This is a genomic window from Citrobacter sp. Cu233 (genome assembly GCF_030332225.1).
Lineage (GTDB): Bacteria > Pseudomonadota > Gammaproteobacteria > Enterobacterales > Enterobacteriaceae > Citrobacter.
In genome coordinates this window covers 860855-881448 of record NZ_JAOWIF010000028.1, presented here as the reverse complement: position 1 = coordinate 881448, position 20594 = coordinate 860855, and the positions used below count along the sequence as shown (strand labels likewise).

Genomic DNA, 20594 nt, shown 5'->3' with positions numbered 1-20594 from the left:
GGAACCTGTTTCCACTGTCCCCGGCTTTTTCTTTTTTCCTGCTGAGGCATAACGTATGGCATGTGGCGAGTTTTCCCTGATTGCCCGTTATTTTGACCGCGTAAGAAGCTCTCGTCTTGATGTCGAAACCGGTATTGGCGACGATTGCGCACTTCTGAACATCCCTGAAAAACAGACGCTGGCGATCAGCACCGATACGCTGGTGGCAGGCAACCACTTCCTCCCCGATATCGATCCCACAGACCTTGCCTGGAAAGCGCTGGCGGTGAACTTGAGCGATCTGGCGGCGATGGGGGCCGATCCTGCATGGCTGACGCTGGCCATTACATTGCCTGATGTCGATGAAGCCTGGCTTGAAGCTTTCAGTGATGGCCTGTTTGAGCTCCTGAATTATTATGATATGCAGCTGATTGGCGGTGACACCACACGTGGGCCGTTGTCAATGACGCTGGGGATTCATGGCTACGTCCCGGTTGGACGGGCCTTAAAACGCTCCGGTGCGAAGCCGGGTGACTGGATTTACGTTACCGGTACGCCGGGCGACAGTGCCGCCGGGTTGGCAATTTTGCAGCAGCGGTTGCAGGTTGCCGATGCACAAGATGCTGACTATCTGCTCAAGCGCCACCTGCGTCCCACGCCGCGAATTTTACAAGGGCAAGCCCTGCGCGACCTGGCGAGCGCCGCTATCGATCTTTCGGACGGTCTGATTTCAGATCTGGGGCATATCGTTAATGCCAGTGGCTGCGGCGCACGGATTAACGTCGATGCGCTGCCATATTCCACAGCGTTTACCCAACACGTCGAGCCTGAACAGGCGTTGCGTTGGGCGCTCTCGGGCGGTGAAGATTATGAGTTATGCTTTACCGTACCGGAAATGAATCGTGGGGCGCTGGACGTCGCGCTGGGACATCTCGGCACACCGTTTACCTGCATTGGGCAGATGAGCGCGGATGTGGAAGGCATTCATTTTACGCGTGATGGAAAACCCGTCACGTTTGACTGGAAAGGATATGACCATTTTGCCGCGCCTTAAAAAAGATGTCGCAAAAAGCCGTTTGAGCATGCGCAATCCGTGGCACCTGCTGGCTACCGGATTTGGCAGCGGATTGAGCCCGATTGTACCGGGCACCATGGGATCGCTGGCGGCGATCCCATTTTGGTATTTAATGACATTTCTGCCGTGGCAACTCTATTCACTGGTGGTCATGCTGTCGATCTGTATCGGCGTCTATCTGTGCCATCAAACGGCAAAAGATATGGGCGTGCACGATCACGGAAGCATTGTCTGGGACGAGTTTGTCGGAATGTGGATAACCCTGATGGCGCTGCCGACCAACGACTGGCAGTGGGTTGCCGCTGGATTTGTGATTTTCCGTATTCTGGATATGTGGAAACCCTGGCCGATTCGCTGGTTCGATCGTAACGTACATGGCGGCACGGGGATCATGATCGACGATATTGTGGCCGGGATACTTTCTGCCGGGATCCTGTATTTTATCGGCCATCACTGGCCGATAGGGATTATTTAAATGGGTTTGCCGGATGGTGGCGTAATCGCCTTATCCGGCCAACCGAGACTTATTTAAATCCCACTACCGGATGCTGTTTGTACGGCGTTTCCAGCTCAGCAATCTGCTCCGGCTTGAGTGTTAAATCCACCGCATTGAGCAACTCATCAAGCTGTTCCTTGCGCGATGTGCCGATAATCGGTGCGGCGACGCCGGGTTTGCTTAACAGCCATGCCAGAGCGACCTGCGCTCGTGTAGCGCCCAGTTCTTCACTGACGCCAGTCAATCGTGCAGCAATTTGCGCGTCGTTTTCATCGCTCTCGTTGTACAAATTTTTACCGACTTCATCGGATACCAGACGTGCGGTGGTTTCCCCCCAGGGACGTGTCAGGCGACCACGCGCCAGCGGACTCCATGGGATCACCGCCACGCCTTCCTGAGAGCAAAGCGGCAGCATTTCGCGTTCTTCTTCGCGATAGATCAGGTTGTAGTGATCCTGCATGCTGACGAACTGCGCCCAGCCGTGTTGCTTCTGTAAGGCCAGTGCCTCTGCAAACTGCGAAGCGTGCATGGATGATGCGCCGATGTAGCGCGCTTTTCCGGCTTTCACGACGTCATTAAGCGCTTCCAGCGTTTCTTCAATCGGCGTGTTGTAATCCCAGCGGTGAATTTGCAGGATATCGACATAGTCCATACCAAGACGTTTCAGACTGTCATCAATAGAACGCAGAATTTGCGCACGGGATAATCCTTCCGGCAGGTCGTTAACACGGTGAAAAACTTTGGTGGCTACTACGACGTCATCACGACGTGCGAAATCGCGCAGCGCACGGCCGACAATTTCCTCACTGCTGCCTGCGGAGTAACTGTTTGCGGTATCGAAAAAGTTAATACCACCCTCAAGGGCATGTTTGATAATCGGGCGGCTACTTTCTTCCGGTAGCGTCCAGGCGTGATTGCCGCGGTTGGGTTCGCCAAACGTCATGCAGCCCAGGCAAAGGCGGGAGACCCGAAGGTCTGTTTTTCCTAATGTGTTGTATTGCATAAATTCGCTCCTGCTTAGCGTGTTATTCATTAAGCATAGCAGGAGCGAGGGGGGGATTATGCCAGCCAGGCCTTGATTTTGGCCTCAATTCCGGCTGCATTCAGGCCCAGTTCGGCGCGAGCCTCGTCCTGAGTTCCCTGAGGAATGAAGAAGTCAGGCAGACCGATGTTCAGCACCGGAACCGGCTTACGATGCGCCATCAGCACTTCGTTTACACCGCTACCTGCGCCGCCCATAATGGCGTTTTCTTCAATCGTTACCAGCACGTCATGCTGTGCTGCCATTTCCAGGATCAGTGCTTCATCCAGCGGTTTCACGAAGCGCATATCGACCAGTGTGGCGTTCAGCGACTCCGCGACCTGAGCCGCTTCCGGCATCAGCGTACCAAAGTTCAGAATCGCCAGTTTCTCGCCGTGACGCTTGACGATACCTTTACCGACAGGCAATTGCTCCAGCGGTGTCAGCTCTACACCTACGGCAGTACCGCGTGGATAACGCACGACCGTTGGGCCATTGTTGTAGTGATAGCCGGTAAACAGCATCTGGCGGCATTCGTTTTCATCGCTCGGGGTCATAATGACCATTTCCGGGATGCAGCGCAGGAAAGAAAGATCGAACGCACCCTGGTGGGTTTGCCCATCGGCACCCACGATCCCAGCCCTGTCAACGGCGAACAGTACCGGCAGTTTCTGAATGGCAACATCGTGCAGCACCTGATCGTAGGCGCGTTGCAGGAACGTGGAATAGATAGCGACGATGGGTTTATAACCACCAATCGCCAGACCTGCAGCAAAGGTTACTGCATGCTGCTCGGCAATGGCCACGTCGAAGTAGCGGTCCGGGAATTTACGGGAAAACTCCACCATACCGGAGCCTTCACGCATTGCCGGGGTAATCGCCATCAGCTTGTTGTCTTTTGCTGCGGTTTCACACAGCCAGTCACCGAAGATTTTTGAATAGCTCGGCAGACCGCCGCTGCTTTTCGGCAGACATCCGCTGGACGGATCGAATTTTGGCACTGCGTGGAAGGTGATCGGATCTTTTTCTGCCGGCTCGTAGCCACGACCTTTCTTGGTCATGATGTGCAGGAACTGTGGGCCTTTCAGATCGCGCATGTTCTTCAGTGTGGTGATAAGCCCCAGAACGTCGTGACCGTCTACCGGGCCGATGTAGTTAAAACCCAGTTCTTCAAACAGCGTGCCCGGCACGACCATGCCTTTAATGTGTTCTTCGGTACGTTTGAGCAGTTCTTTAATCGGCGGTACGCCGGAAAAGACTTTCTTCCCGCCTTCGCGCAGCGACGAATAGAGTTTTCCAGAGAGCAATTGTGCCAGGTGGTTATTCAGCGCACCGACGTTTTCCGAAATCGACATTTCATTGTCGTTGAGGATAACCAGCATGTCAGGCTTAATATCGCCCGCATGGTTCATCGCTTCAAACGCCATCCCGGCGGTGATAGCACCGTCGCCAATGACGCATACAGTACGGCGCTCTTTACCTTCTTTCTCGGCTGCAACCGCAATGCCGATACCTGCGCTGATGGAGGTCGAGGAGTGGCCAACGCTCAGTACGTCATACTCGCTCTCCCCGCGCCACGGGAACGGATGCAGGCCGCCTTTCTGACGGATGGTGCCGATTTTATCGCGGCGGCCAGTCAGGATTTTGTGCGGATAAGCCTGATGTCCCACATCCCAGATTAACTGATCAAACGGGGTATTGTAGACGTAGTGCAGCGCGACGGTGAGCTCCACCGTGCCCAGACCAGAGGCGAAATGCCCGCTGGAACGGCTCACGCTGTCGAGTAAATAGCGGCGCAGTTCGTCGCAAAGCTTTGGCAGGCTCTCTTTTGGCAGCAGGCGTAACTCCGGAGTGGAGTCGACCAGCGCCAGGGTCGGGTATTTGGCTATATCAAAACTCATCGCAAGCTCATGGGATATGTTGGTTTATTTATCACGCTGGATTATGTAGTCCGCTAGCGCTTCCAGTGCCGAGGTATCGAGAGATTGTGCGGCCAGCAAATTTAACGACTGGCGGGCATCCTCAATTAAATCCCGGGCTTTATTCCGGGCTTGCTCAAGACCCAGAAGTGCAGGATAGGTACTTTTGCCAAGCTGCTGGTCGGCACCCTGGCGTTTACCCAATGTTGCAGTATCGCCTACCACATCCAGTATGTCATCCTGAACCTGGAAGGCCAGACCGATACTTTCGGCGTATTTGTCGAGTATCGGCAGGACGTTTCGCCCTTTATCGCCGGCACTTAACGCACCCAAACGAACGGCCGCGCGAATCAGTGCGCCGGTTTTATGGCGGTGAATACGCTCCAGCGCCGCCAGTTCTACCTGCTGACCTTCTGCTGCCAGATCCAGCGCCTGACCGCCACACATACCGGCGATACCGCTGGCCTGAGCCAGTTCAGAGATCATGGCGATGCGGTCACGGTCGGTGACTTCTGGCATCGGGGCGTCGCTGATAATAGAGAATGCCAGCGTTTGCAGAGCATCACCGGCCAGAATCGCATTCGCCTCGCCAAACTTGACGTGGCAAGTTGGCAGGCCGCGTCGCAGATCATCGTCGTCCATCGCGGGCAAATCGTCGTGCATCAGCGAATAGGCATGGATACACTCAACCGCTGCGGCGGGGGCATCAAGCGTACTCAGACTCACACCAAACATCTGACCGGTAGCATAAACCAAAAATGGGCGCAGACGTTTGCCGCCTAATAATGCGCCATATTGCATGGTTTCGACCACGGGAGTGTTCTGAAAGGGCAGTGGCGCGATAAAACGGCTCAGTGCCTGGTTAGCCTGCTCAACGCAAGCCTGTAGCTGCTGCGTAAAATCCATTTACTCATTATCCGGTGTAAAAGGCGTGAGGGCGGCGTCTTCAGTTTCTGACAGCAGGATTTGCACGCGCTGTTCAGCCTGCTGCAGTTTAACCTGTCCCTGACGTGCAAGCTGTACGCCACGTTCGAATTCGTTCAACGCTTCTTCCAGCGGCAGGTCGCCACTTTCCAGACGGGTAACAATCTGTTCCAGCTCGCTCAGCGCTGTTTCAAAACTGGCGGGCGCTTCATTTTTCTTCGGCATAATGAATGTCTGACTCTCTGTATTGGCAGCACAAGACTATGGTAACGGACTCGCACTGATAAGCAAATAACGCGCAATGTGCACAGTAGCCGTGTGATGGTGATATACTTGCGCGCCTGGATGCAGTCGCGGGTATGGGCTGCTGTATTTTTTTCCATTACAAGTCGTTCAGACTTGCCTAAGAACCATTGCCGCCATGAAGTTTATCATTAAATTGTTCCCAGAAATCACCATCAAAAGCCAATCTGTGCGTTTGCGCTTTATAAAAATTCTGACAGGGAACATCCGTAACGTTTTAAAGCACTACGATGAAGACCTTGCCGTTGTCCGTCACTGGGATCACGTTGAGGTTCGCGCCAAAGATGAAACCCAGCGTCTGGATATTCGTGACGCGCTGACCCGTATTCCGGGGATCCACCATATTCTCGAAGTAGAAGACGTGCCGTTTACCGATATGCACGACATTTTCGAGAAAGCACTGGTGCAATACCGCGATCAACTGGAAGGAAAAACTTTCTGTGTGCGCGTCAAGCGCCGCGGTAAGCATGAGTTTAGCTCCATCGAGGTGGAACGTTATGTTGGCGGCGGACTGAATCAGCATATTGAATCTGCACGCGTGAAGCTGACGAAGCCGGATGTTACCGTCAATCTTGAAATCGAAAATGACCGTCTGCTGCTGGTAAAAGGCCGCTATGAAGGTATCGGCGGTTTCCCGATTGGTACACAAGAAGACGTTCTGTCGCTGATTTCCGGTGGTTTTGACTCAGGTGTGTCCAGCTACATGCTGATGCGTCGTGGTTGCCGCGTACATTACTGTTTCTTTAACCTCGGCGGCGCTGCACATGAAATCGGCGTTCGCCAGGTGGCGCATTATCTGTGGAACCGCTTTGGTAGCTCACATCGCGTACGCTTTGTTGCTATCAACTTTGAGCCGGTAGTCGGTGAGATCCTGGAAAAAGTCGACGACGGTCAGATGGGCGTGGTCCTTAAGCGCATGATGGTCCGCGCGGCGTCTAAAGTCGCTGAGCGCTATGGCGTACAGGCGCTGGTAACCGGTGAAGCGCTGGGCCAGGTCTCCAGCCAGACGCTAACCAACCTGCGTTTGATCGATAACGTTTCTGATACGCTGATCCTGCGTCCGCTAATCTCTCATGATAAAGAGCACATCATTAATCTGGCGCGTGAAATCGGTACTGAAGACTTCGCCCGTACCATGCCGGAATACTGCGGGGTGATCTCGAAAAGCCCGACGGTGAAAGCGATTAAAGCGAAGATTGAGGCCGAAGAAGAAAACTTCGATTTCTCGATCCTCGATAAAGTGGTTGAAGAAGCGAACAATATTGACATTCGCGACATCGCCCAGCAGACGCAGCAGACCGTGGTGGAAGTCGAAACCGTGAGCGGCTTTGGCCCGAACGATGTGATTCTGGATATTCGCTCCGTGGATGAACAGGATGACAAACCGCTGAAGGTGGAAGGTGTGGACGTGGTTTCTCTGCCGTTCTACAAGTTGAGCACTAAATTCGGCGATCTGGACCAGAATAAAACCTGGCTGCTGTGGTGTGAACGCGGTGTGATGAGCCGTCTGCAGGCGCTTTATCTGCGCGAACAGGGCTTTGAAAACGTGAAGGTGTATCGTCCGTAGTCCCTTTTGTTGCCCTGGCTTTAGGTGCCGGGGCAACATAAGTCTATCGGCTAAGCGAACCCACAGTGTTCATAAGTTGTACCGCAATCTGTGGAATGTCTTCTGTACAAAAAAAACCCATCGTCACAGCAATTGCAATCAACTTCTCTTTATTATCCAGCAGTGGGCAGGCAATAGACTGCGCCCCTGGAATGCCGTGGGTAGGTTGATAACGCACAGCAAAACCCTGTAGCCGGATTTGAGCAATCAGTGAAGCATGCTGATCATCTTGCGGATGGTCTGTAAAGCCCATGAAAATCTGCCCGGCAGCGCTGTGATGAAGCGGTACAGGGGTGTTGGGGAGAAAATCAATATCAACATTACGAAAGCTACGGTTATAGTGCTTAAGTATGAGTCCTTCGCCAGTGCTGACAACCACCCCCGTAGAATAGTTAAACTTATCGCGAAAAGCGGTGAGTACGTCATTGAGTTTGCTGATCGGATCGCTTTCGCCTGAGCCGTTTCCGGACAACTGATGAAGAGTTGCCCCCAGTGAGTAAATTCCTTTCTCATTCTGGCTCAGCATCCCTGTTCTACACAATGAAATCAGATACTTATGCAGGCGGCTTTTGGACAGATTGCATCCATTAGCGATATCGATAGCTCTTGCCTGGCCGTCGTAACGCGCAACAAAAGTCAGAATGCCGACGGCGATATCAACCGAATTTACCCCTTGAGATGTCTCAGTCATATTTCTTCTCTATTTAAGATCCTCTCAATTATATCACTGTGCTTTAAATCATTACTGCCTTCGCAATTTTAAAAAACAACTCTACTCCTAAATGATTAGAACTTGATACACCGCAAGTTAACCAATGGTGTCCTTTGGTTCACTGATGATGAACTTTGTGAGGGGCAATTATGGAAACATTAAATAAGATACGTTTAAAAAGAAGAACCCTGCTAAAAGGGCTGGGCGTGGTGGGATTGTCTTCTCTGGGGGGCGTTTTTTTAACGTTACGACAGGCCAATGGCTCACCGCTGCCCCGATTTCGTCTAAAGCAAGCGGATTACCAGACGTTTCGTTCTACCTGTGCGATGGAGTGTTTGCACTGCAATCTCACAGCCTATGTCTGGAAAGATCGCTTAATGAAAATTGAAGCGACGAAAGATTTCAATGTGAAGTGTTGTTTACGAGGGATTAGCCGAACGAAATGGGTCTACCACCCTTTGCGTTTAACGCAGCCTCTGCTCCGTACAGGAGAAAAGGGAGAAGGTAAGTTTAAGCCGATCGGTTGGGACGCCGCGCTGGATTTGATTGAAAAAAAAATCAGAGAAACTATCGCAACTGACGGTAATAAAGGCCTATTCCTTACCGCAGCATCCGGAAATATGGATTCTATTAAAAATGATATGGGTAAGGCTTTTTTTGATTATCTCGGTGGAGCAACGAAACACGCTGGATCGTTATGCTGTGCGGCGGTAACTGCCGCCATGATGCCAATGGTGGGATTAAGGTACGCGGATACCCGGGATACGATAGCCGATAGTCGATATATCCTGTGCTGGGGAAATAACCCTGCTGTCACTATGCACGCGTACTTCAAATATTATTCACAGGCGCAGCATAACGGAGCGCGGATAGTCGTTATCGATCCACGCTTTAACGAAACAGCAGCCAAAGCAGATGAATGGGTTCCTATCGTGCCCGGTACGGATATCGCATTGGCGCTGGGGATGATCAACATCATTATGGAAGAAAAACGTTATGACGCTGATTTTTTGCGAGCACATACAGGAGCCGTCTACCTGGTTGATGACCAGCAGCAACTGATGCGTGCAGATCCCCTGGATATTGACAGCTACCTGGTTTTTGATACGCGAACTCAGACGCTGAAACGACATGATGAGCCTGGTGTAATCCCTGCGTTACTGAGCGATGAACTACCCGTTGATTGTCACTTTATGACTGTGCTGGATACCGTTTGGGCGCAGGCCAAACCCTGGTCGGCGAAGAAGGTTGAGGAGGAAACCGATGTTCCTGCACAGACCGTGTTACGTCTGGCGCGCGATTACGCTTCCACACAGCCCGCCATGATTGTTCAGAATATGTCCGGTGCACAGAGAACCGAGTTTGGAACGTACGTGGCCGCAAGCCAGTTTTATCTGGCACTGATTACCGGCAACATCGGAAAACGTGGAGCGGGTGTCTGTGATGCTGGAGGCGTCCGGCAGATGGCTAAATTTTCACCGATTATTCCACCAGCACCTCATGTGGAAAAAATTCCCTCCATTCCCATTTCTAAAATTGGCGACTGGCTTGTTAACGAAAAGCCTCATCCTGTTAAGTTCTGGTGGAATATGACGCTGGGCGCGATGACGCAGCTTCCTAATACTAACCAGGTCAGAGAAGCATTTAAAAAAGTTCCGTTTGTTGTGGTTGCGGACAACCTGATGAGTTCATCCGCGTTGTATGCCGACCTGGTGCTGCCTGTCACGACGATTTTTGAGGACATCAGCCTGATGGCTGGCGTGCGCAGCCATTATGTTCAGTTGATGGAAAAAGCGGTGGAACCGCCGGGAGAAGCAAAACCCGATTACTGGATTTTTGCCCGCCTGGCCGAGCGCTTTGGCTTTGGCGACGTCTTTAACCAGCCCATTGAGCACTACATCGATACTTGTCTTAAAGGCTCGGGTATTACCCGTGAAATGTTGAAAAAAGGGCCTGTGTGCCCTGTTGAAGAGGACTGGATCCCGTTTAAAGATGGTCAGTTCCGCACGTCGACTGGCAAAGCACATTTTTATATAGAAGAGTGGGCGAAAAAGAAATTTATGCCTGTGGTGACCTGGAAACAGGTGACGGAATCGGTGAAAGGTTCGCCTGAACTTGCCCATAAGTATCCCCTTATGGCGGTACAGCGGAAGCTGGCGCGCAGTGTGCATTCCAGCCACGGCATGAATGAGTGGATCCTTGAAGTTCAGCGCAACCGCCCGAACGTTATGATTCACCCGGAAGATGCCCAACATCGCCAGATACGAGCAGGAGAATGGGTTGTCGTCTTCAATCATCGTGGGGAACACCGCGCCATTGCTGATGTTACAACGCATATTAAACGAGGTGTTGTCAGTCTGGATAACGGCTGGTGGGAACAGCAGGGCGGAAGCAGTAGTCATGTCACCAACGATCAGGTGGAATTGCTGGGAAATGGTCACTGCTGTAACAGTACGCTGGTTGATGTCAGAAGGGAGGCTCAATCATGATAAAGCAGTATGGATTTCTTATTGATATGCAAAACTGTTATGGCTGCAAGACCTGCAGCATGGCCTGTAAATCGGAAAATATGACGCCGCTCGGGGTGCTATGGCGTCGGGTTCGCGAATGTCGTACGGATGAGCCCAACACCCAGGCATTTATTAGCATGTCATGTAACCACTGCGACGACCCTCAGTGTATGAAAGTGTGCCCGGCAGGAACATATACTAAACGGGCGGACGGTATTGTTGTGCAGGACCACGAACGATGTATCGGGTGTCGAATGTGCATCATGGCCTGTCCCTGGAGTGCGCCGGTTTATGATCCTAATGAGGGAAAAACCAGCAAATGCAATCTGTGTGCAGAAAGATTAGATGAGGGATTGCAGCCGCGATGTGTCGAGTCTTGCCCTGCGGGAGTATTACGTTTTGGGGATATAGCGGCGCTACGCAAAGAATACACTACTCAATGGACTGTGTTGGAAAAACGCTACAACCTACCTGACCATAACATCAGTAAGCCCAATATTGTGATTATTCCGGCACAGGACTGAGGTGAAAAAATGGAACATTATGAACTACCACTCGTTTTTTTCACGGTCTTTGCGCAATGGGGGGTTGGCGGGGTATTGGCGCTTACGCTGTGTCAGAGTTTCAGTACAACTAAATTCAGTGCAAACCAGTATCGTATGTTGGCATTGCTTTTTTGGAGCATCACAGTGTTGGGGTCATTAGCATCTCTGGCGCATCTGGGAACACCCACCGGAGCATACCGTGCACTGGCAGGGTTGGGAATATCCTGGCTTAGCAGGGAAGTGGTTATGTTTATTGCGCTGAATACAATGATATTTTGTTGGATGGGGTTATGTTGGTTTAAGCCTCAGCATTGGGCTGTTAACCCTCTGGGGGGGATGACGGCGCTTATTGGGCTGGCGTCAATTTTGGTGACTTCTCAGGTTTATTATCAGATGACGCTGCATCCGCTCTGGTCTTCGATTGCCACACCGGTCGGCTTTTTGGCAACGGCTATTTTGCTCGGTTTTATAAGTGTGGCCGCGGCATTTGGTTACTGGCATAACTCATCCTCGACCTTATGCAAAGCTGGGGCCATCATCGGAATTCTGTTAAGCGCAGGTGCGTTGTGGATTCGCTTTCAGGTTCCAGGATCTGATGCCTCAAGTCCTCTGTTCTGGTGGCAGCTATTTGCCAGTATTGGCGTTGCGGTATGGTGCATTTCTCGCCGGAATGTTGGGGTGAGCGCTTACGTTTGGGGGGCTGTTATTTTGACTGGCGAACTGGCGGGAAGAATGCTGTTTTACAGTAATGTCATGAGCGGAGCGCCATGGTTCTAAGTGGGGATATTTTTCCCTCTTCAAACCCAGTGTGTTGCACGCCGGATGGCGAAGAACTATGCCGCCATCCGGCAATATAACGATATTATTCAAAACGCACGGGGAGCGTTTTCCCGTTCGATTCCCAGACGCCCTGATAAACCCCGTCTTTTAAATCCAGCGTTATCTTCTCTTGCGTTTGTTCAGCGGCAGATGTCTTCAGTTCATAATGTTGATTGTTTTCAACGTCGCACTTGCCGGTTAATTCAATCGGTGCGCCAAATTTCTGGTAAAAGTAAGCCCCTTCAAAAGAATCACCGTATTTGCAGTCCACCTTCAGCACAATACGCATGCTTTTTCCCAGTGTGCCGTACATCACCTTGCCGTCAATGCCGGGCGCTGGCTCAACCGGTGTTGTACTCTTTGCGCCAGTCAGATAGTGGCCGTACGGCGTGAACTGATTATGCAGTTCTGCGGTAGGTATTTTCGTGGTGAAATCGCCCAGATCGTCGAGCGCACGACTGGCGTGGTTGCTACAGCGTCCGTTCAGAAAAGCCAGGTGGTCTTTTTGCAGGGAGAATTTGTCGATGTAGTACAACCCTTCAGTGTAGGTAGCGCATGAAGCGTAGAAATCGGCATAGTCAAAATCCTCACCTTTTTCTTCTTTTATTTGCTCGGGCGTCTGTGATTTATGCGCCGCAACGAAGGCATCGATTTGGCCACGGATATCTTTTCTGATGCGGGTGTTTAATTCGGCCATCGTGGCGCGGGAAAACAGATCGTTAAGGGTAATAGCGGCGCCGTTGGCTAAATCGAAGCTCAGCGGTACATTGTACGACTCGCAATACGCCCCGCAGCCTTCGACAAACATATTCAGGGTCAGAACCTTGGCGTCGCGATACTCAACCGTGTAGTCAAGGTTTGCGGTGGGATTCCTCTCTGATTTCGCAAACTGATTCACTGTAGCCTGCGGATTATTACCCGGTAGCTGGTTGATAAAGCTAGCGAAAATATAATCATTAATGCGTTTAGCGACTGTCGGGTTATCCGCCGAGCTAAACCACGGCAGGCGATACTGCATCTCAGTGCTGTTGGGATAGCGGTACTCAATGTTCTTTATTTCAAGCTGGGTTGCTGCGGTGTAGCCGGAAAGGAGCAGTAAAGCCACTCCGCTCAGATATCCTTTCATCATATTTCCTTGTAAGGAAGTGGCCTGAAGATTTACTCGTAGTAGTTATAAATTCCCGCAGCCATCACCAGTTGTGATGCCACCTCATGGGCTTTTTCGCGACTCACCAGCAGATCGATGATTTTTAAACCAAAATCGATGGCGGTGCCCGGTCCCTGGCTGGTTAACAGGTTAACGCGCGGATCCCATACGACGCGCTTGTCCTGCCACTGTTCGGCTGGAATCTTCTCTTTCAGCGCGGGGAAACCGGTCATATTACCGATGGGGAAAATATCGTGCGGGACGAGCACGGTGGCGGCAGCGGCACAAATCGCGGCGACAATGCGTCCGGAGCGATGGAATTGCTTCACTGTTTCGATAAGCAACGGGCTGTCACGAAAACATTCAGCGCCTTTAATGCCACCAGGCAACACGATAATGTCGAAATCACCGTCCGCAACTTCGACCAGGGGCGCATCAGCCAGTAACTTCACGCCACGCGAACAGACAATCGTCAGGTTGCCATCGCTGGCGACGCTTGCGGTCGTGACCTTAATGCCGCCACGAACCAGCAGATCGATAGTGGTGACCGCTTCGGTCTCTTCACTACCAGGGGCGAGGCAAACCAGTGCCTGAGCGCTCATACTCACTCTCCTTTCGCTTTACCATTTCAAACAGGCGGGCATTTTCCGGGACGGCGATGCCGTGCGCACGTGCGCGTTTTAACAAATAACCGGTAATGTAGTCGATCTCAGTATGACGCAAGGCACGAATGTCCTGCAGCATTGATGAGATATTTTCCGCTGTGCTGTCAATCACTTGCTCGACATAATAACGTAAATCATCCGCTGATGTGTGGTGACCTTCGCGCTCGATGACCGCCGCCACTTCCTCGCATATCAATGCTATTTTTTCTGGATGCTGACGCAGTTCGCCGTTGGGACAGTTCCAGAGTGCGGTGAGTGGGTTAATGACACAGTTCACAGCCAGCTTGCGCCACAGCTCCGCGCGAATAGTGTTGTGCCAGGCGACATCGGGCAGGACATCTTGCAGAATTTCAGCCAGATAGCTGAAATCACCATCTTGTTCACGTGCCGGGCCAATACGTGTTGTGCCCTGGGCGACATGAATAATGACGTTCCCGTCACGGCGTGCCGCGTGAGTGGTCGTACCCATCAACAGGGGTTGCCGAATGCTACGCAGTTCTTCAATTGTCCCCATACCGTTGTGAATTAACAGAATGGGTGTGGTTTCAGGCAGAATAGCGGCCAGGCTTTTGACTGCGTCAGAAACCTGCCAGGCTTTTAGTGTCACCAGCAGCAGATCGCTTTTCGCCAAAAAATCGGGGTCGTTTGCCGTCAGGGATTCATTAAAAACGGATCCATCCGTGTCAATCAGGTTCACGCTGCAATAAGGTTGCGGCACGCGTAGCCACCCTTGCACCTCATGCCCATGTTTGCACAGCGCTGTAAGCCACAGCTGTCCTAACGCTCCGCATCCCAGTACGGTAATTCTCATTCTTCCTCCTCACCTGCAACAGCACCAGGTGTTAATCCATATCCGCTACATCCCATTATTGTTCGCAGCTATCAGTACCACGTACAATTAAAGGATACAGCCTAGTATAGCGCTGTCTGTTGAGTAACTTTGCAGGTATTATGCTTCGCATCAAAAATGAAGGGAGAGGAAAAGATGCCATCTTTCGATATTGTTTCTGAAGTTGATCTTCAGGAAGCCCGTAACGCGGTCGATAATGCCAGCCGCGAAGTGGAGTCACGCTTCGATTTTCGTGGCGTTGAGGCCACCTTTGAGCTGAACGAGTCAAATAAGACGATTAAGGTGCTGAGCGAGTCTGATTTCCAGGTTAATCAGTTGCTGGATATTTTGCGTGCCAAACTGCTGAAACGTGGTATTGAAGGCACGTCGCTGGATGTACCAGAAACTTTTGTGCACAGCGGTAAAACCTGGTTTGTCGAAGCTAAGCTGAAGCAAGGTATTGAAAGCGCTGTGCAGAAGAAAATCGTCAAGCTGATCAAAGACAGCAAACTGAAGGTGCAGGCGCAGATTCAGGGCGAAGAAATTCGTGTAACCGGTAAGGCGCGTGACGATCTGCAATCCGTTATGGCGCTGGTTCGCGGTGGCGATCTCGGCCAGCCGTTCCAGTTCAAAAACTTCCGCGACTAAGTCGTTATGTCAGATGGCGCAAACCGCCATCTGACAATCTCATCATCACGCCTGGCTTATCGCCTGCTCAATTTCATATCGGTTGGTCACTTTGCTGTCGATTTTCACGTAGGCTGAATGCTCTTTTGCCACAATTAATACCTCACTCACGCCTTCTTTTGCCAGCAGACGCTGTTTCAGGGTGTCATCCGCAGCAATCTCAGGTGGGATTTCCACGCGCAGGCTGCTGACATACGGCGGCTCTTTCATTGTACTTGCCACCAATAACCATACTGCTGCCAGAAGCGCGCCAGCCAGGAATACCGCCTGACCGTCAAACATTTCGACCACCCAACCGCCCAGCGAACCGCCAATCGCCACGCCAAGAAACTGGCTGGTGGAGTAAACGCCCATCGCCGTGCCTTTATAGCCAGCCGGAGACTCTTTACTGATAAGCGAGGGGAGGAGGGCTTCCATCAGGTTAAAGGCGAGGAAGAATATCTGCACGCCCGCAATCAGCCCCCAGAAACGAATGTTAGCGGCCCACAATACAATCTCTGCAATAAGAATCAGTAACACGCAGGCGAGGAACACGCGTTTCATCCGGCGCTTCACTTCGGCGTAAATGATGAACGGCACGACAGAAACAAAAGACAGTAGCATCGTCACCAGATAAATTTTCCAGTGTTCGGCGGCGGGGAAGCCTGCTTTCGCCAGTTGTCCCGGTAAGGCGACGAAGGTGGACATCAGTAAAATGTGCAGACACATGATGCCAACATTGAGTTTCAGCAGTTTGGGCTCCGCCAGCACTTTGCTGAAGCTGTCTTTTACCATGCCCGACTCGCGGTTCAGCACGTGGTTGGTGCTATTGGGAACGACCCAAATGGTCAGCACAATACCAGTGGTGGCAAGCGCGGCAATCATCCAGAACAGCGCATGCAACCCCAGCGCATGGGTGACGATTGGCCCCAGCACCATCGCAATAGCAAAGGTGATACCAAAGCTGACGCCGATAAAGGCCATCGCTTTGGTGCGGTTTTGCTCACGGGTTAAGTCGGAAAGCAGCGCCATTACGGCAGCGGCAATCGCGCCAGAGCCTTGCAGAGCCCGGCCAAGAATAATTCCCCAGATTGAATCGGAGAGGGCGGCAATCACGCTGCCGAGAACGAATACCGCCAGTCCGCCAACGATAAGCGGCTTACGACCGATGCGGTCAGAGAGCAGGCCAAAGGGGATTTGAAAGATGGCCTGTGCCAGGCCATAAATGCCGATGGCAAGGCCTATCAGCGCTTCGCTTGCGCCCTGTAGCGCCATGCCGTATGTGGTCAGAACTGGCAGGACCATAAACATGCCAAGCATGCGCAACGAGAATACGGTCCCTAAACCCCAGGTGGCGCGCAACTCACCGGGCGTCATTTTGTAATCGTTCATTCCCACCTCTGTATTAATTTCGCGCCTAGTGTAAAGCGGTATGCAGGCAGGGTAAATACATGGTTATTTAACAAATATGACATTGTGTTGTATTTATGATGCGAATAAAAAAAGGGTGCCGAAGCACCCTTTTTGCATGAGCAGATTTTTACCAGACGTAAGTCAGCAGGTTCTGCGAGTTTGGCACCATAAAGTCGACGGACATCATCACGGAAAGCGCGGTAATGGCGATGATGGAGAACCCGAACAGCTTGCGCGCCCAGACTTTGTCATCTTCCACTTTATAACCGCGCAGCGCCATACCTAACCACCAGACACTCACCGCCGCAGCAACAATCAGGTACTTATAACCTGCATAGCCGCCCAGGGTTAGCATCAGCGTGGCAATAGCAAACGCCACGATGTACAGCGTGATATGGTTTTTTGCGACCGAAATGCCTTTCACCACTGGCAACACCGGGATGTTGGCAGCCTGATAATCCTTAAAGCGGAAAATCGCAATGGCGTAAGAGTGCGGCATCTGCCACAGGCTGAAAATAGCCAGCAGAATCAGCGCACCGCTATCGAACTCACCGGTTACGGCGCAGTAGCCAATCACCGGCGGCGCAGCGCCGGAGAGTGAGCCAATCAGCGTGCCATAAACGGAGTGGCGCTTCATATACAGGCTATAAACGCCCACATAGACCACGAAGCCCATTACCCCCAGCCAGCAGGCCAGAGGGTTTGCGCCAAACCACAGCAGCATAAAGCCAGCAATACCCAGCAAGGTGGCGTATACCAGCGAGACCGCAGGTGATATCAGACCTTTAACCAACACGCGGTTTTTGGTCCTCTCCATCTTCCTGTCGATATCCCTGTCGATGTAGTTGTTAAATACACAACCTGACGCCACAACCAGTGACACCCCAACCAACGTGTAGATAAACAGGGGATAATCGATACTGCCCTTAGAGGCCAGCAGGAACCCCCCAATCACCGAGATCAGGTTGCCAAAGATGATGCCTGGTTTCGTTACTTGCAGGTATTGCTTAAACATCATAATCGCCGCTCTTAGTGCATCATCATGTTGTAGTTAAGGTTCCACATAATCCAGATGGAGCCCACAACCAGGATGGCGATGATTAGCACAGTAAAGACAAAGGCCGTCATGTTCCAACCTTCATCAGATTTACTATTCATGTGCAGGAAGCACACCAGGTGCACCAGAATCTGTACCACTGCCATTGCCAGAATAGTTCCCAGAATGACGGCCGGAGAGGCAGAACCTGTCATGACCATCCAGAACGGAATGACCGTCAGGATGATCGACAGGATAAAACCTGTCATGTAGGTTTTTACGCTGCCATGGGATGCGCCGCCGCTCTCGTTAGCATGACTCATTACATCGCCCCCATCAGATAAACAACAGTGAACACACAGATCCACACCACATCAAGGAAGTGCCAGAACAGGCTCAGGCACATGATGCGGGTGCGGTTAGTACTGGTCAGGCCGCGACGAGCAACTTGCACCATCAGCACCGCCATCCAGATAAGACCGGAGGTGACGTGCAGACCGTGCGTGCCGACCAGCGCGAAGAACGCAGACAGGAAGCCGCTGCGATCCGGGCCCATACCGTTAACAATCAGGTGATGGAATTCATAGAGTTCCATCCCGATGAATCCGGCACCAAACAAGAAGGTCAACGCCAGCCAGGAGATAACCTGGCTCTTGTTGTTCTTGTACATGGCGATCGCCGCCATGCCGTAAGTAATGGAGCTGAATAACAGCAGGAATGTTTCAACCAGAACGAACGGCAGTTCAAAAATGTCCTTACCTGTTGGGCCACCTGCGGTGCCGTTCACCAGAACGGCATAGGTTGCAAACAGAATAGAGAACAGAATGCAGTCGCTCATCAGGTAGATCCAAAATCCGAAGATTTTGGTCTGGCCTGCATCGTGGTGCCCGTGTTCGTGCGCGTGGGCATTCGCGTGCGTTAAAGTATCAGTTGCCATTTTTCAGCCCTGCCTTAGTAATCTCATCGAAATGCTGGTTTTCCAGTTTTTCGACTTCCGGTACCGGCACGTAGTAATCCACGTCTTCATCAAAGCTTTTCACGATCCAGCTGATGATCATGCCTGCGAAGCTTGCAATCGCCAGCCACCAGATATGCCAGATCATGGCGAAACCAAACAGTGTTGCGAAGGCGGTAATGACGATACCGGCACCGCTATTCTTCGGCATATGAATTTCTTCATAGTGCGCAGGCTGCTTGTACGCTTCACCTTTTTCTTTCATTTCCCAGAAGGCATCACGTTCGTGGACGTGTGGCACAACGGCAAAGTTATAGAACGGCGGCGGGGAAGAGGTTGCCCACTCCAGCGTACGACCACCCCATGGGTCACCGGTCAGGTCACGATTCTGCTCGCGGTCACGAATAGACACGTAGATCTGAATCAGCTGGCACAGGATACCCAGTGCAATCAGTGCGGCACCGCAGGCGGCAACGACCAGCATTGGATGGAACTGTGGGTCAATCTGCTGGCTGAGACGACGAGTCATACCCATGAAGCCCAGCACGTACAGCGGCATAAATGCCACGAAGAAGCCGATGATCCAGAACCAGAATGCACGTTTACCCCAGGTTTCGTTCAGCGTGAAGCCGAACGCTTTTGGCCACCAGTAGGTCATACCTGCGAAGCAGCCAAATACGACGCCGCCGATGATAACGTTATGGAAGTGCGCAATCAGGAACAGACTGTTGTGCAGTACGAAGTCCGCACCCGGAACCGCCAACAGCACGCCGGTCATACCGCCGACTGAGAAGGTCACGATAAAGCCAATCGTCCACAGCATCGCTGAGTGGAATACGATACGGCCCTGATACATGGTGAACAGCCAGTTGAAGATCTTCACCCCGGTCGGGATGGCGATAATCATGGTGGTAATACCGAAGAAGGCGTTTACGTTAGCGCCTGCACCCATGGTGAAGAAGTGGTGCAGCCAAACAACGAACGACAGAACGGTGATACACACGGTTGCCCACACCAGAGAGGTGTAACCAAACAGACGTTTACGTGAGAAGGTTGCTGCGATTTCGGAGAACACACCGAAGACCGGCAGAACCAGAATGTACACTTCCGGATGGCCCCAGGCCCAAATCAGGTTGATGTACATCATCATGTTGCCGCCCATATCGTTGGTAAAGAAATGGGTGCCCAGATAGCGATCCAGGGTCAGCAACGCGACGGTAACCGTCAGGATTGGGAAAGACGCGATAATCAGGATGTTGGCGCACAGAGATGCCCAGCTAAATACTGGCATCTTGAACATGGTCATACCTGGTGCACGCATCTTAATGATGGTCACAAAGAAGTTGATACCGGTCAGCGTTGTACCGATACCGGACAACTGGACTGCCCATATCCAATAATCGACCCCGACGCTTGGACTGTACTCTATTCCCGAGAGCGGCGGATACGCCAGCCAACCGGTCTGTGCGAATTCACCTACGCCCAGAGACAGGTTAACCAGGATTACGCCGACAACGGTGAACCAGAAGCTCAGGTTGTTCAGGAATGGGAAAGCAACGTCACGTGCGCCGATCTGCAGCGGAACCACCAGGTTCATCAGACCGATAACAAATGGCATTGCCACGAAGAAGATCATGATCACGCCGTGAGCCGTGAAGATCTGGTCGTAGTGGTGAGGAGGCAGGAAGCCTGCTTCACCTGCAGAAGCCAGCGCTTGCTGACTACGCATCATGATGGCGTCGGCAAAGCCACGAATTAACATGACGATTGCGACGATGACATACATGATGCCAAGGCGTTTGTGGTCAACCGAAGTTAACCATTCTTTCCACAGGTAGGTCCACTTACCGAAGTAAGTGATAAGGCCGAGTAAGGCCGCACCACCGATGATAATGGCAGCGATCGTAACCATGACAATGGGTTCATGGAACGGCACTGCATCCAGCGTCAATTTTCCGAACATCGTATTCTTCC

General features: G+C 52.0%; 20 protein-coding genes. 7 read left to right on the top strand and 13 right to left on the bottom strand.

Translation table 11 applies throughout. The features are described from left to right. Nucleotides 1-55 precede the first annotated feature (55 nt). Both thiL and pgpA read left to right on the top strand, forming a co-directional pair. Nucleotides 56-1033 carry a thiamine-phosphate kinase gene (gene thiL / locus OGX95_RS04960; RefSeq protein WP_271441090.1) on the top strand — a complete coding sequence of 326 codons (978 nt, stop codon included), beginning with the start codon at nucleotides 56-58 and terminating at the stop codon, nucleotides 1031-1033. After that, on the top strand, nucleotides 1011-1529 hold the full coding sequence (pgpA, locus tag OGX95_RS04955) for a phosphatidylglycerophosphatase A (RefSeq protein WP_286628516.1): 519 nt from the start codon (nucleotides 1011-1013) through the stop codon (nucleotides 1527-1529). The genes thiL and pgpA overlap by 23 nt, the downstream gene beginning before the upstream one ends. A 49-nt stretch (nucleotides 1530-1578) precedes the next feature. Here pgpA and yajO read toward each other — a convergent pair whose 3' ends face one another. The 4 genes from yajO to xseB are packed head-to-tail and all read right to left on the bottom strand — an operon-like array spanning nucleotide 1579 to nucleotide 5639. Further along, nucleotides 1579-2553, bottom strand: a complete 975-nt coding sequence (gene yajO, locus OGX95_RS04950; protein WP_286628515.1) for a 1-deoxyxylulose-5-phosphate synthase YajO — start codon at nucleotides 2551-2553, stop codon at nucleotides 1579-1581. 56 nt (nucleotides 2554-2609) lie between these two features. After that, nucleotides 2610-4472 carry a 1-deoxy-D-xylulose-5-phosphate synthase gene (dxs, locus tag OGX95_RS04945; RefSeq protein ID WP_286628514.1) on the bottom strand — a complete coding sequence of 621 codons (1863 nt, stop codon included), beginning with the start codon at nucleotides 4470-4472 and terminating at the stop codon, nucleotides 2610-2612. A gap of 24 nt (nucleotides 4473-4496) precedes the next feature. Continuing rightward, nucleotides 4497-5396, bottom strand: coding sequence for a (2E,6E)-farnesyl diphosphate synthase (ispA, locus tag OGX95_RS04940; protein ID WP_286628513.1), 900 nt, complete (start codon nucleotides 5394-5396; stop codon nucleotides 4497-4499). Continuing rightward, complete coding sequence (gene xseB / locus OGX95_RS04935) at nucleotides 5397-5639, bottom strand: exodeoxyribonuclease VII small subunit (protein WP_096759458.1); 243 nt, start codon at nucleotides 5637-5639, stop codon at nucleotides 5397-5399. A 196-nt stretch (nucleotides 5640-5835) separates the two neighbouring features. Here xseB and thiI point away from each other — a divergent pair, with 196 nt between their 5' ends. Beyond that, nucleotides 5836-7284, top strand: a complete 1449-nt coding sequence (gene thiI, locus OGX95_RS04930; protein WP_286628512.1) for a tRNA uracil 4-sulfurtransferase ThiI — start codon at nucleotides 5836-5838, stop codon at nucleotides 7282-7284. 43 nt (nucleotides 7285-7327) lie between these two features. Here the strand turns inward: thiI and OGX95_RS04925 are convergent, their stop codons facing one another. Next, the gene (locus OGX95_RS04925) at nucleotides 7328-8014 is read right to left on the bottom strand and encodes a helix-turn-helix domain-containing protein (RefSeq protein ID WP_286628511.1); all 687 of its coding nucleotides are present in this window, start codon (nucleotides 8012-8014) and stop codon (nucleotides 7328-7330) included. A 170-nt stretch (nucleotides 8015-8184) separates the two neighbouring features. Between OGX95_RS04925 and OGX95_RS04920 the strand changes: the two genes are divergently transcribed. From OGX95_RS04920 to OGX95_RS04910, 3 genes are read left to right on the top strand one after another with little or no spacing between them, the layout of a single operon-like run. Continuing rightward, nucleotides 8185-10524, top strand: a complete 2340-nt coding sequence (locus tag OGX95_RS04920; RefSeq protein WP_286628510.1) for a molybdopterin-containing oxidoreductase family protein — start codon at nucleotides 8185-8187, stop codon at nucleotides 10522-10524. After that, nucleotides 10521-11069: a 4Fe-4S dicluster domain-containing protein gene (locus tag OGX95_RS04915; protein WP_286628509.1), complete on the top strand. Its 549-nt coding sequence runs from the start codon at nucleotides 10521-10523 to the stop codon at nucleotides 11067-11069. The genes OGX95_RS04920 and OGX95_RS04915 overlap by 4 nt, the downstream gene beginning before the upstream one ends. A gap of 9 nt (nucleotides 11070-11078) precedes the next feature. Further along, nucleotides 11079-11867, top strand: coding sequence for a dimethyl sulfoxide reductase anchor subunit family protein (locus tag OGX95_RS04910; RefSeq protein ID WP_286628508.1), 789 nt, complete (start codon nucleotides 11079-11081; stop codon nucleotides 11865-11867). Between the two features lie 85 nt (nucleotides 11868-11952). Here the strand turns inward: OGX95_RS04910 and OGX95_RS04905 are convergent, their stop codons facing one another. The 3 genes from OGX95_RS04905 to panE are packed head-to-tail and all read right to left on the bottom strand — an operon-like array spanning nucleotide 11953 to nucleotide 14532. Next, nucleotides 11953-13035 carry a hypothetical protein gene (locus OGX95_RS04905; protein ID WP_353655418.1) on the bottom strand — a complete coding sequence of 361 codons (1083 nt, stop codon included), beginning with the start codon at nucleotides 13033-13035 and terminating at the stop codon, nucleotides 11953-11955. Nucleotides 13036-13067: 32 nt separating this feature from the next. Beyond that, nucleotides 13068-13658: a protein deglycase YajL gene (gene yajL, locus OGX95_RS04900; RefSeq protein ID WP_286628506.1), complete on the bottom strand. Its 591-nt coding sequence runs from the start codon at nucleotides 13656-13658 to the stop codon at nucleotides 13068-13070. Then, complete coding sequence (gene panE / locus OGX95_RS04895) at nucleotides 13621-14532, bottom strand: 2-dehydropantoate 2-reductase (RefSeq protein ID WP_286628505.1); 912 nt, start codon at nucleotides 14530-14532, stop codon at nucleotides 13621-13623. Before panE ends, yajL begins: the two co-directional genes overlap by 38 nt. A gap of 174 nt (nucleotides 14533-14706) precedes the next feature. Here panE and OGX95_RS04890 point away from each other — a divergent pair, with 174 nt between their 5' ends. Next, on the top strand, nucleotides 14707-15198 hold the full coding sequence (locus OGX95_RS04890) for a YajQ family cyclic di-GMP-binding protein (protein ID WP_003831002.1): 492 nt from the start codon (nucleotides 14707-14709) through the stop codon (nucleotides 15196-15198). 45 nt (nucleotides 15199-15243) lie between these two features. Here the strand turns inward: OGX95_RS04890 and OGX95_RS04885 are convergent, their stop codons facing one another. The 5 genes from OGX95_RS04885 to cyoB form a co-directional block, all read right to left on the bottom strand. After that, the gene (locus OGX95_RS04885) at nucleotides 15244-16608 is read right to left on the bottom strand and encodes an MFS transporter (protein ID WP_286628504.1); all 1365 of its coding nucleotides are present in this window, start codon (nucleotides 16606-16608) and stop codon (nucleotides 15244-15246) included. A 148-nt stretch (nucleotides 16609-16756) separates the two neighbouring features. Further along, complete coding sequence (gene cyoE, locus OGX95_RS04880; RefSeq protein WP_137378452.1) at nucleotides 16757-17647, bottom strand: heme o synthase; 891 nt, start codon at nucleotides 17645-17647, stop codon at nucleotides 16757-16759. An 11-nt stretch (nucleotides 17648-17658) separates the two neighbouring features. Beyond that, nucleotides 17659-17988 (bottom strand): cytochrome o ubiquinol oxidase subunit IV, encoded by a 330-nt coding sequence (locus OGX95_RS04875; RefSeq protein WP_003021607.1) that lies wholly within the window; start codon nucleotides 17986-17988, stop codon nucleotides 17659-17661. Beyond that, nucleotides 17988-18602 carry a cytochrome o ubiquinol oxidase subunit III gene (locus tag OGX95_RS04870; RefSeq protein WP_045440539.1) on the bottom strand — a complete coding sequence of 205 codons (615 nt, stop codon included), beginning with the start codon at nucleotides 18600-18602 and terminating at the stop codon, nucleotides 17988-17990. Before OGX95_RS04870 ends, OGX95_RS04875 begins: the two co-directional genes overlap by 1 nt. After that, nucleotides 18592-20583, bottom strand: coding sequence for a cytochrome o ubiquinol oxidase subunit I (gene cyoB, locus OGX95_RS04865; RefSeq protein ID WP_003021610.1), 1992 nt, complete (start codon nucleotides 20581-20583; stop codon nucleotides 18592-18594). The genes OGX95_RS04870 and cyoB overlap by 11 nt, the downstream gene beginning before the upstream one ends. Between the last annotated feature and the right edge of the window lie 11 nt (nucleotides 20584-20594).

Bases quoted from the DNA above. Each gene is read 5' to 3' on its own strand.
- xseB (WP_096759458.1), bottom strand. From the start codon at position 5,639: ATGCCGAAGAAAAATGAAGCGCCCGCCAGTTTTGAAACAGCGCTGAGC.
- thiI (WP_286628512.1), top strand. From the start codon at position 5,836: ATGAAGTTTATCATTAAATTGTTCCCAGAAATCACCATCAAAAGCCAA.
- OGX95_RS04875 (WP_003021607.1), bottom strand. From the start codon at position 17,988: ATGAGTCATGCTAACGAGAGCGGCGGCGCATCCCATGGCAGCGTAAAA.
- OGX95_RS04915 (WP_286628509.1), top strand. From the start codon at position 10,521: ATGATAAAGCAGTATGGATTTCTTATTGATATGCAAAACTGTTATGGC.
- OGX95_RS04885 (WP_286628504.1), bottom strand. From the start codon at position 16,608: ATGAACGATTACAAAATGACGCCCGGTGAGTTGCGCGCCACCTGGGGT.
- ispA (WP_286628513.1), bottom strand. From the start codon at position 5,396: ATGGATTTTACGCAGCAGCTACAGGCTTGCGTTGAGCAGGCTAACCAG.
- thiL (WP_271441090.1), top strand. From the start codon at position 56: ATGGCATGTGGCGAGTTTTCCCTGATTGCCCGTTATTTTGACCGCGTA.
- OGX95_RS04905 (WP_353655418.1), bottom strand. From the start codon at position 13,035: ATGAAAGGATATCTGAGCGGAGTGGCTTTACTGCTCCTTTCCGGCTAC.
- OGX95_RS04870 (WP_045440539.1), bottom strand. From the start codon at position 18,602: ATGGCAACTGATACTTTAACGCACGCGAATGCCCACGCGCACGAACAC.
- pgpA (WP_286628516.1), top strand. From the start codon at position 1,011: ATGACCATTTTGCCGCGCCTTAAAAAAGATGTCGCAAAAAGCCGTTTG.
- OGX95_RS04910 (WP_286628508.1), top strand. From the start codon at position 11,079: ATGGAACATTATGAACTACCACTCGTTTTTTTCACGGTCTTTGCGCAA.
- OGX95_RS04925 (WP_286628511.1), bottom strand. From the start codon at position 8,014: ATGACTGAGACATCTCAAGGGGTAAATTCGGTTGATATCGCCGTCGGC.
- OGX95_RS04920 (WP_286628510.1), top strand. From the start codon at position 8,185: ATGGAAACATTAAATAAGATACGTTTAAAAAGAAGAACCCTGCTAAAA.
- OGX95_RS04890 (WP_003831002.1), top strand. From the start codon at position 14,707: ATGCCATCTTTCGATATTGTTTCTGAAGTTGATCTTCAGGAAGCCCGT.
- cyoB (WP_003021610.1), bottom strand. From the start codon at position 20,583: ATGTTCGGAAAATTGACGCTGGATGCAGTGCCGTTCCATGAACCCATT.
- panE (WP_286628505.1), bottom strand. From the start codon at position 14,532: ATGAGAATTACCGTACTGGGATGCGGAGCGTTAGGACAGCTGTGGCTT.
- yajO (WP_286628515.1), bottom strand. From the start codon at position 2,553: ATGCAATACAACACATTAGGAAAAACAGACCTTCGGGTCTCCCGCCTT.
- dxs (WP_286628514.1), bottom strand. From the start codon at position 4,472: ATGAGTTTTGATATAGCCAAATACCCGACCCTGGCGCTGGTCGACTCC.
- cyoE (WP_137378452.1), bottom strand. From the start codon at position 17,647: ATGATGTTTAAGCAATACCTGCAAGTAACGAAACCAGGCATCATCTTT.
- yajL (WP_286628506.1), bottom strand. From the start codon at position 13,658: ATGAGCGCTCAGGCACTGGTTTGCCTCGCCCCTGGTAGTGAAGAGACC.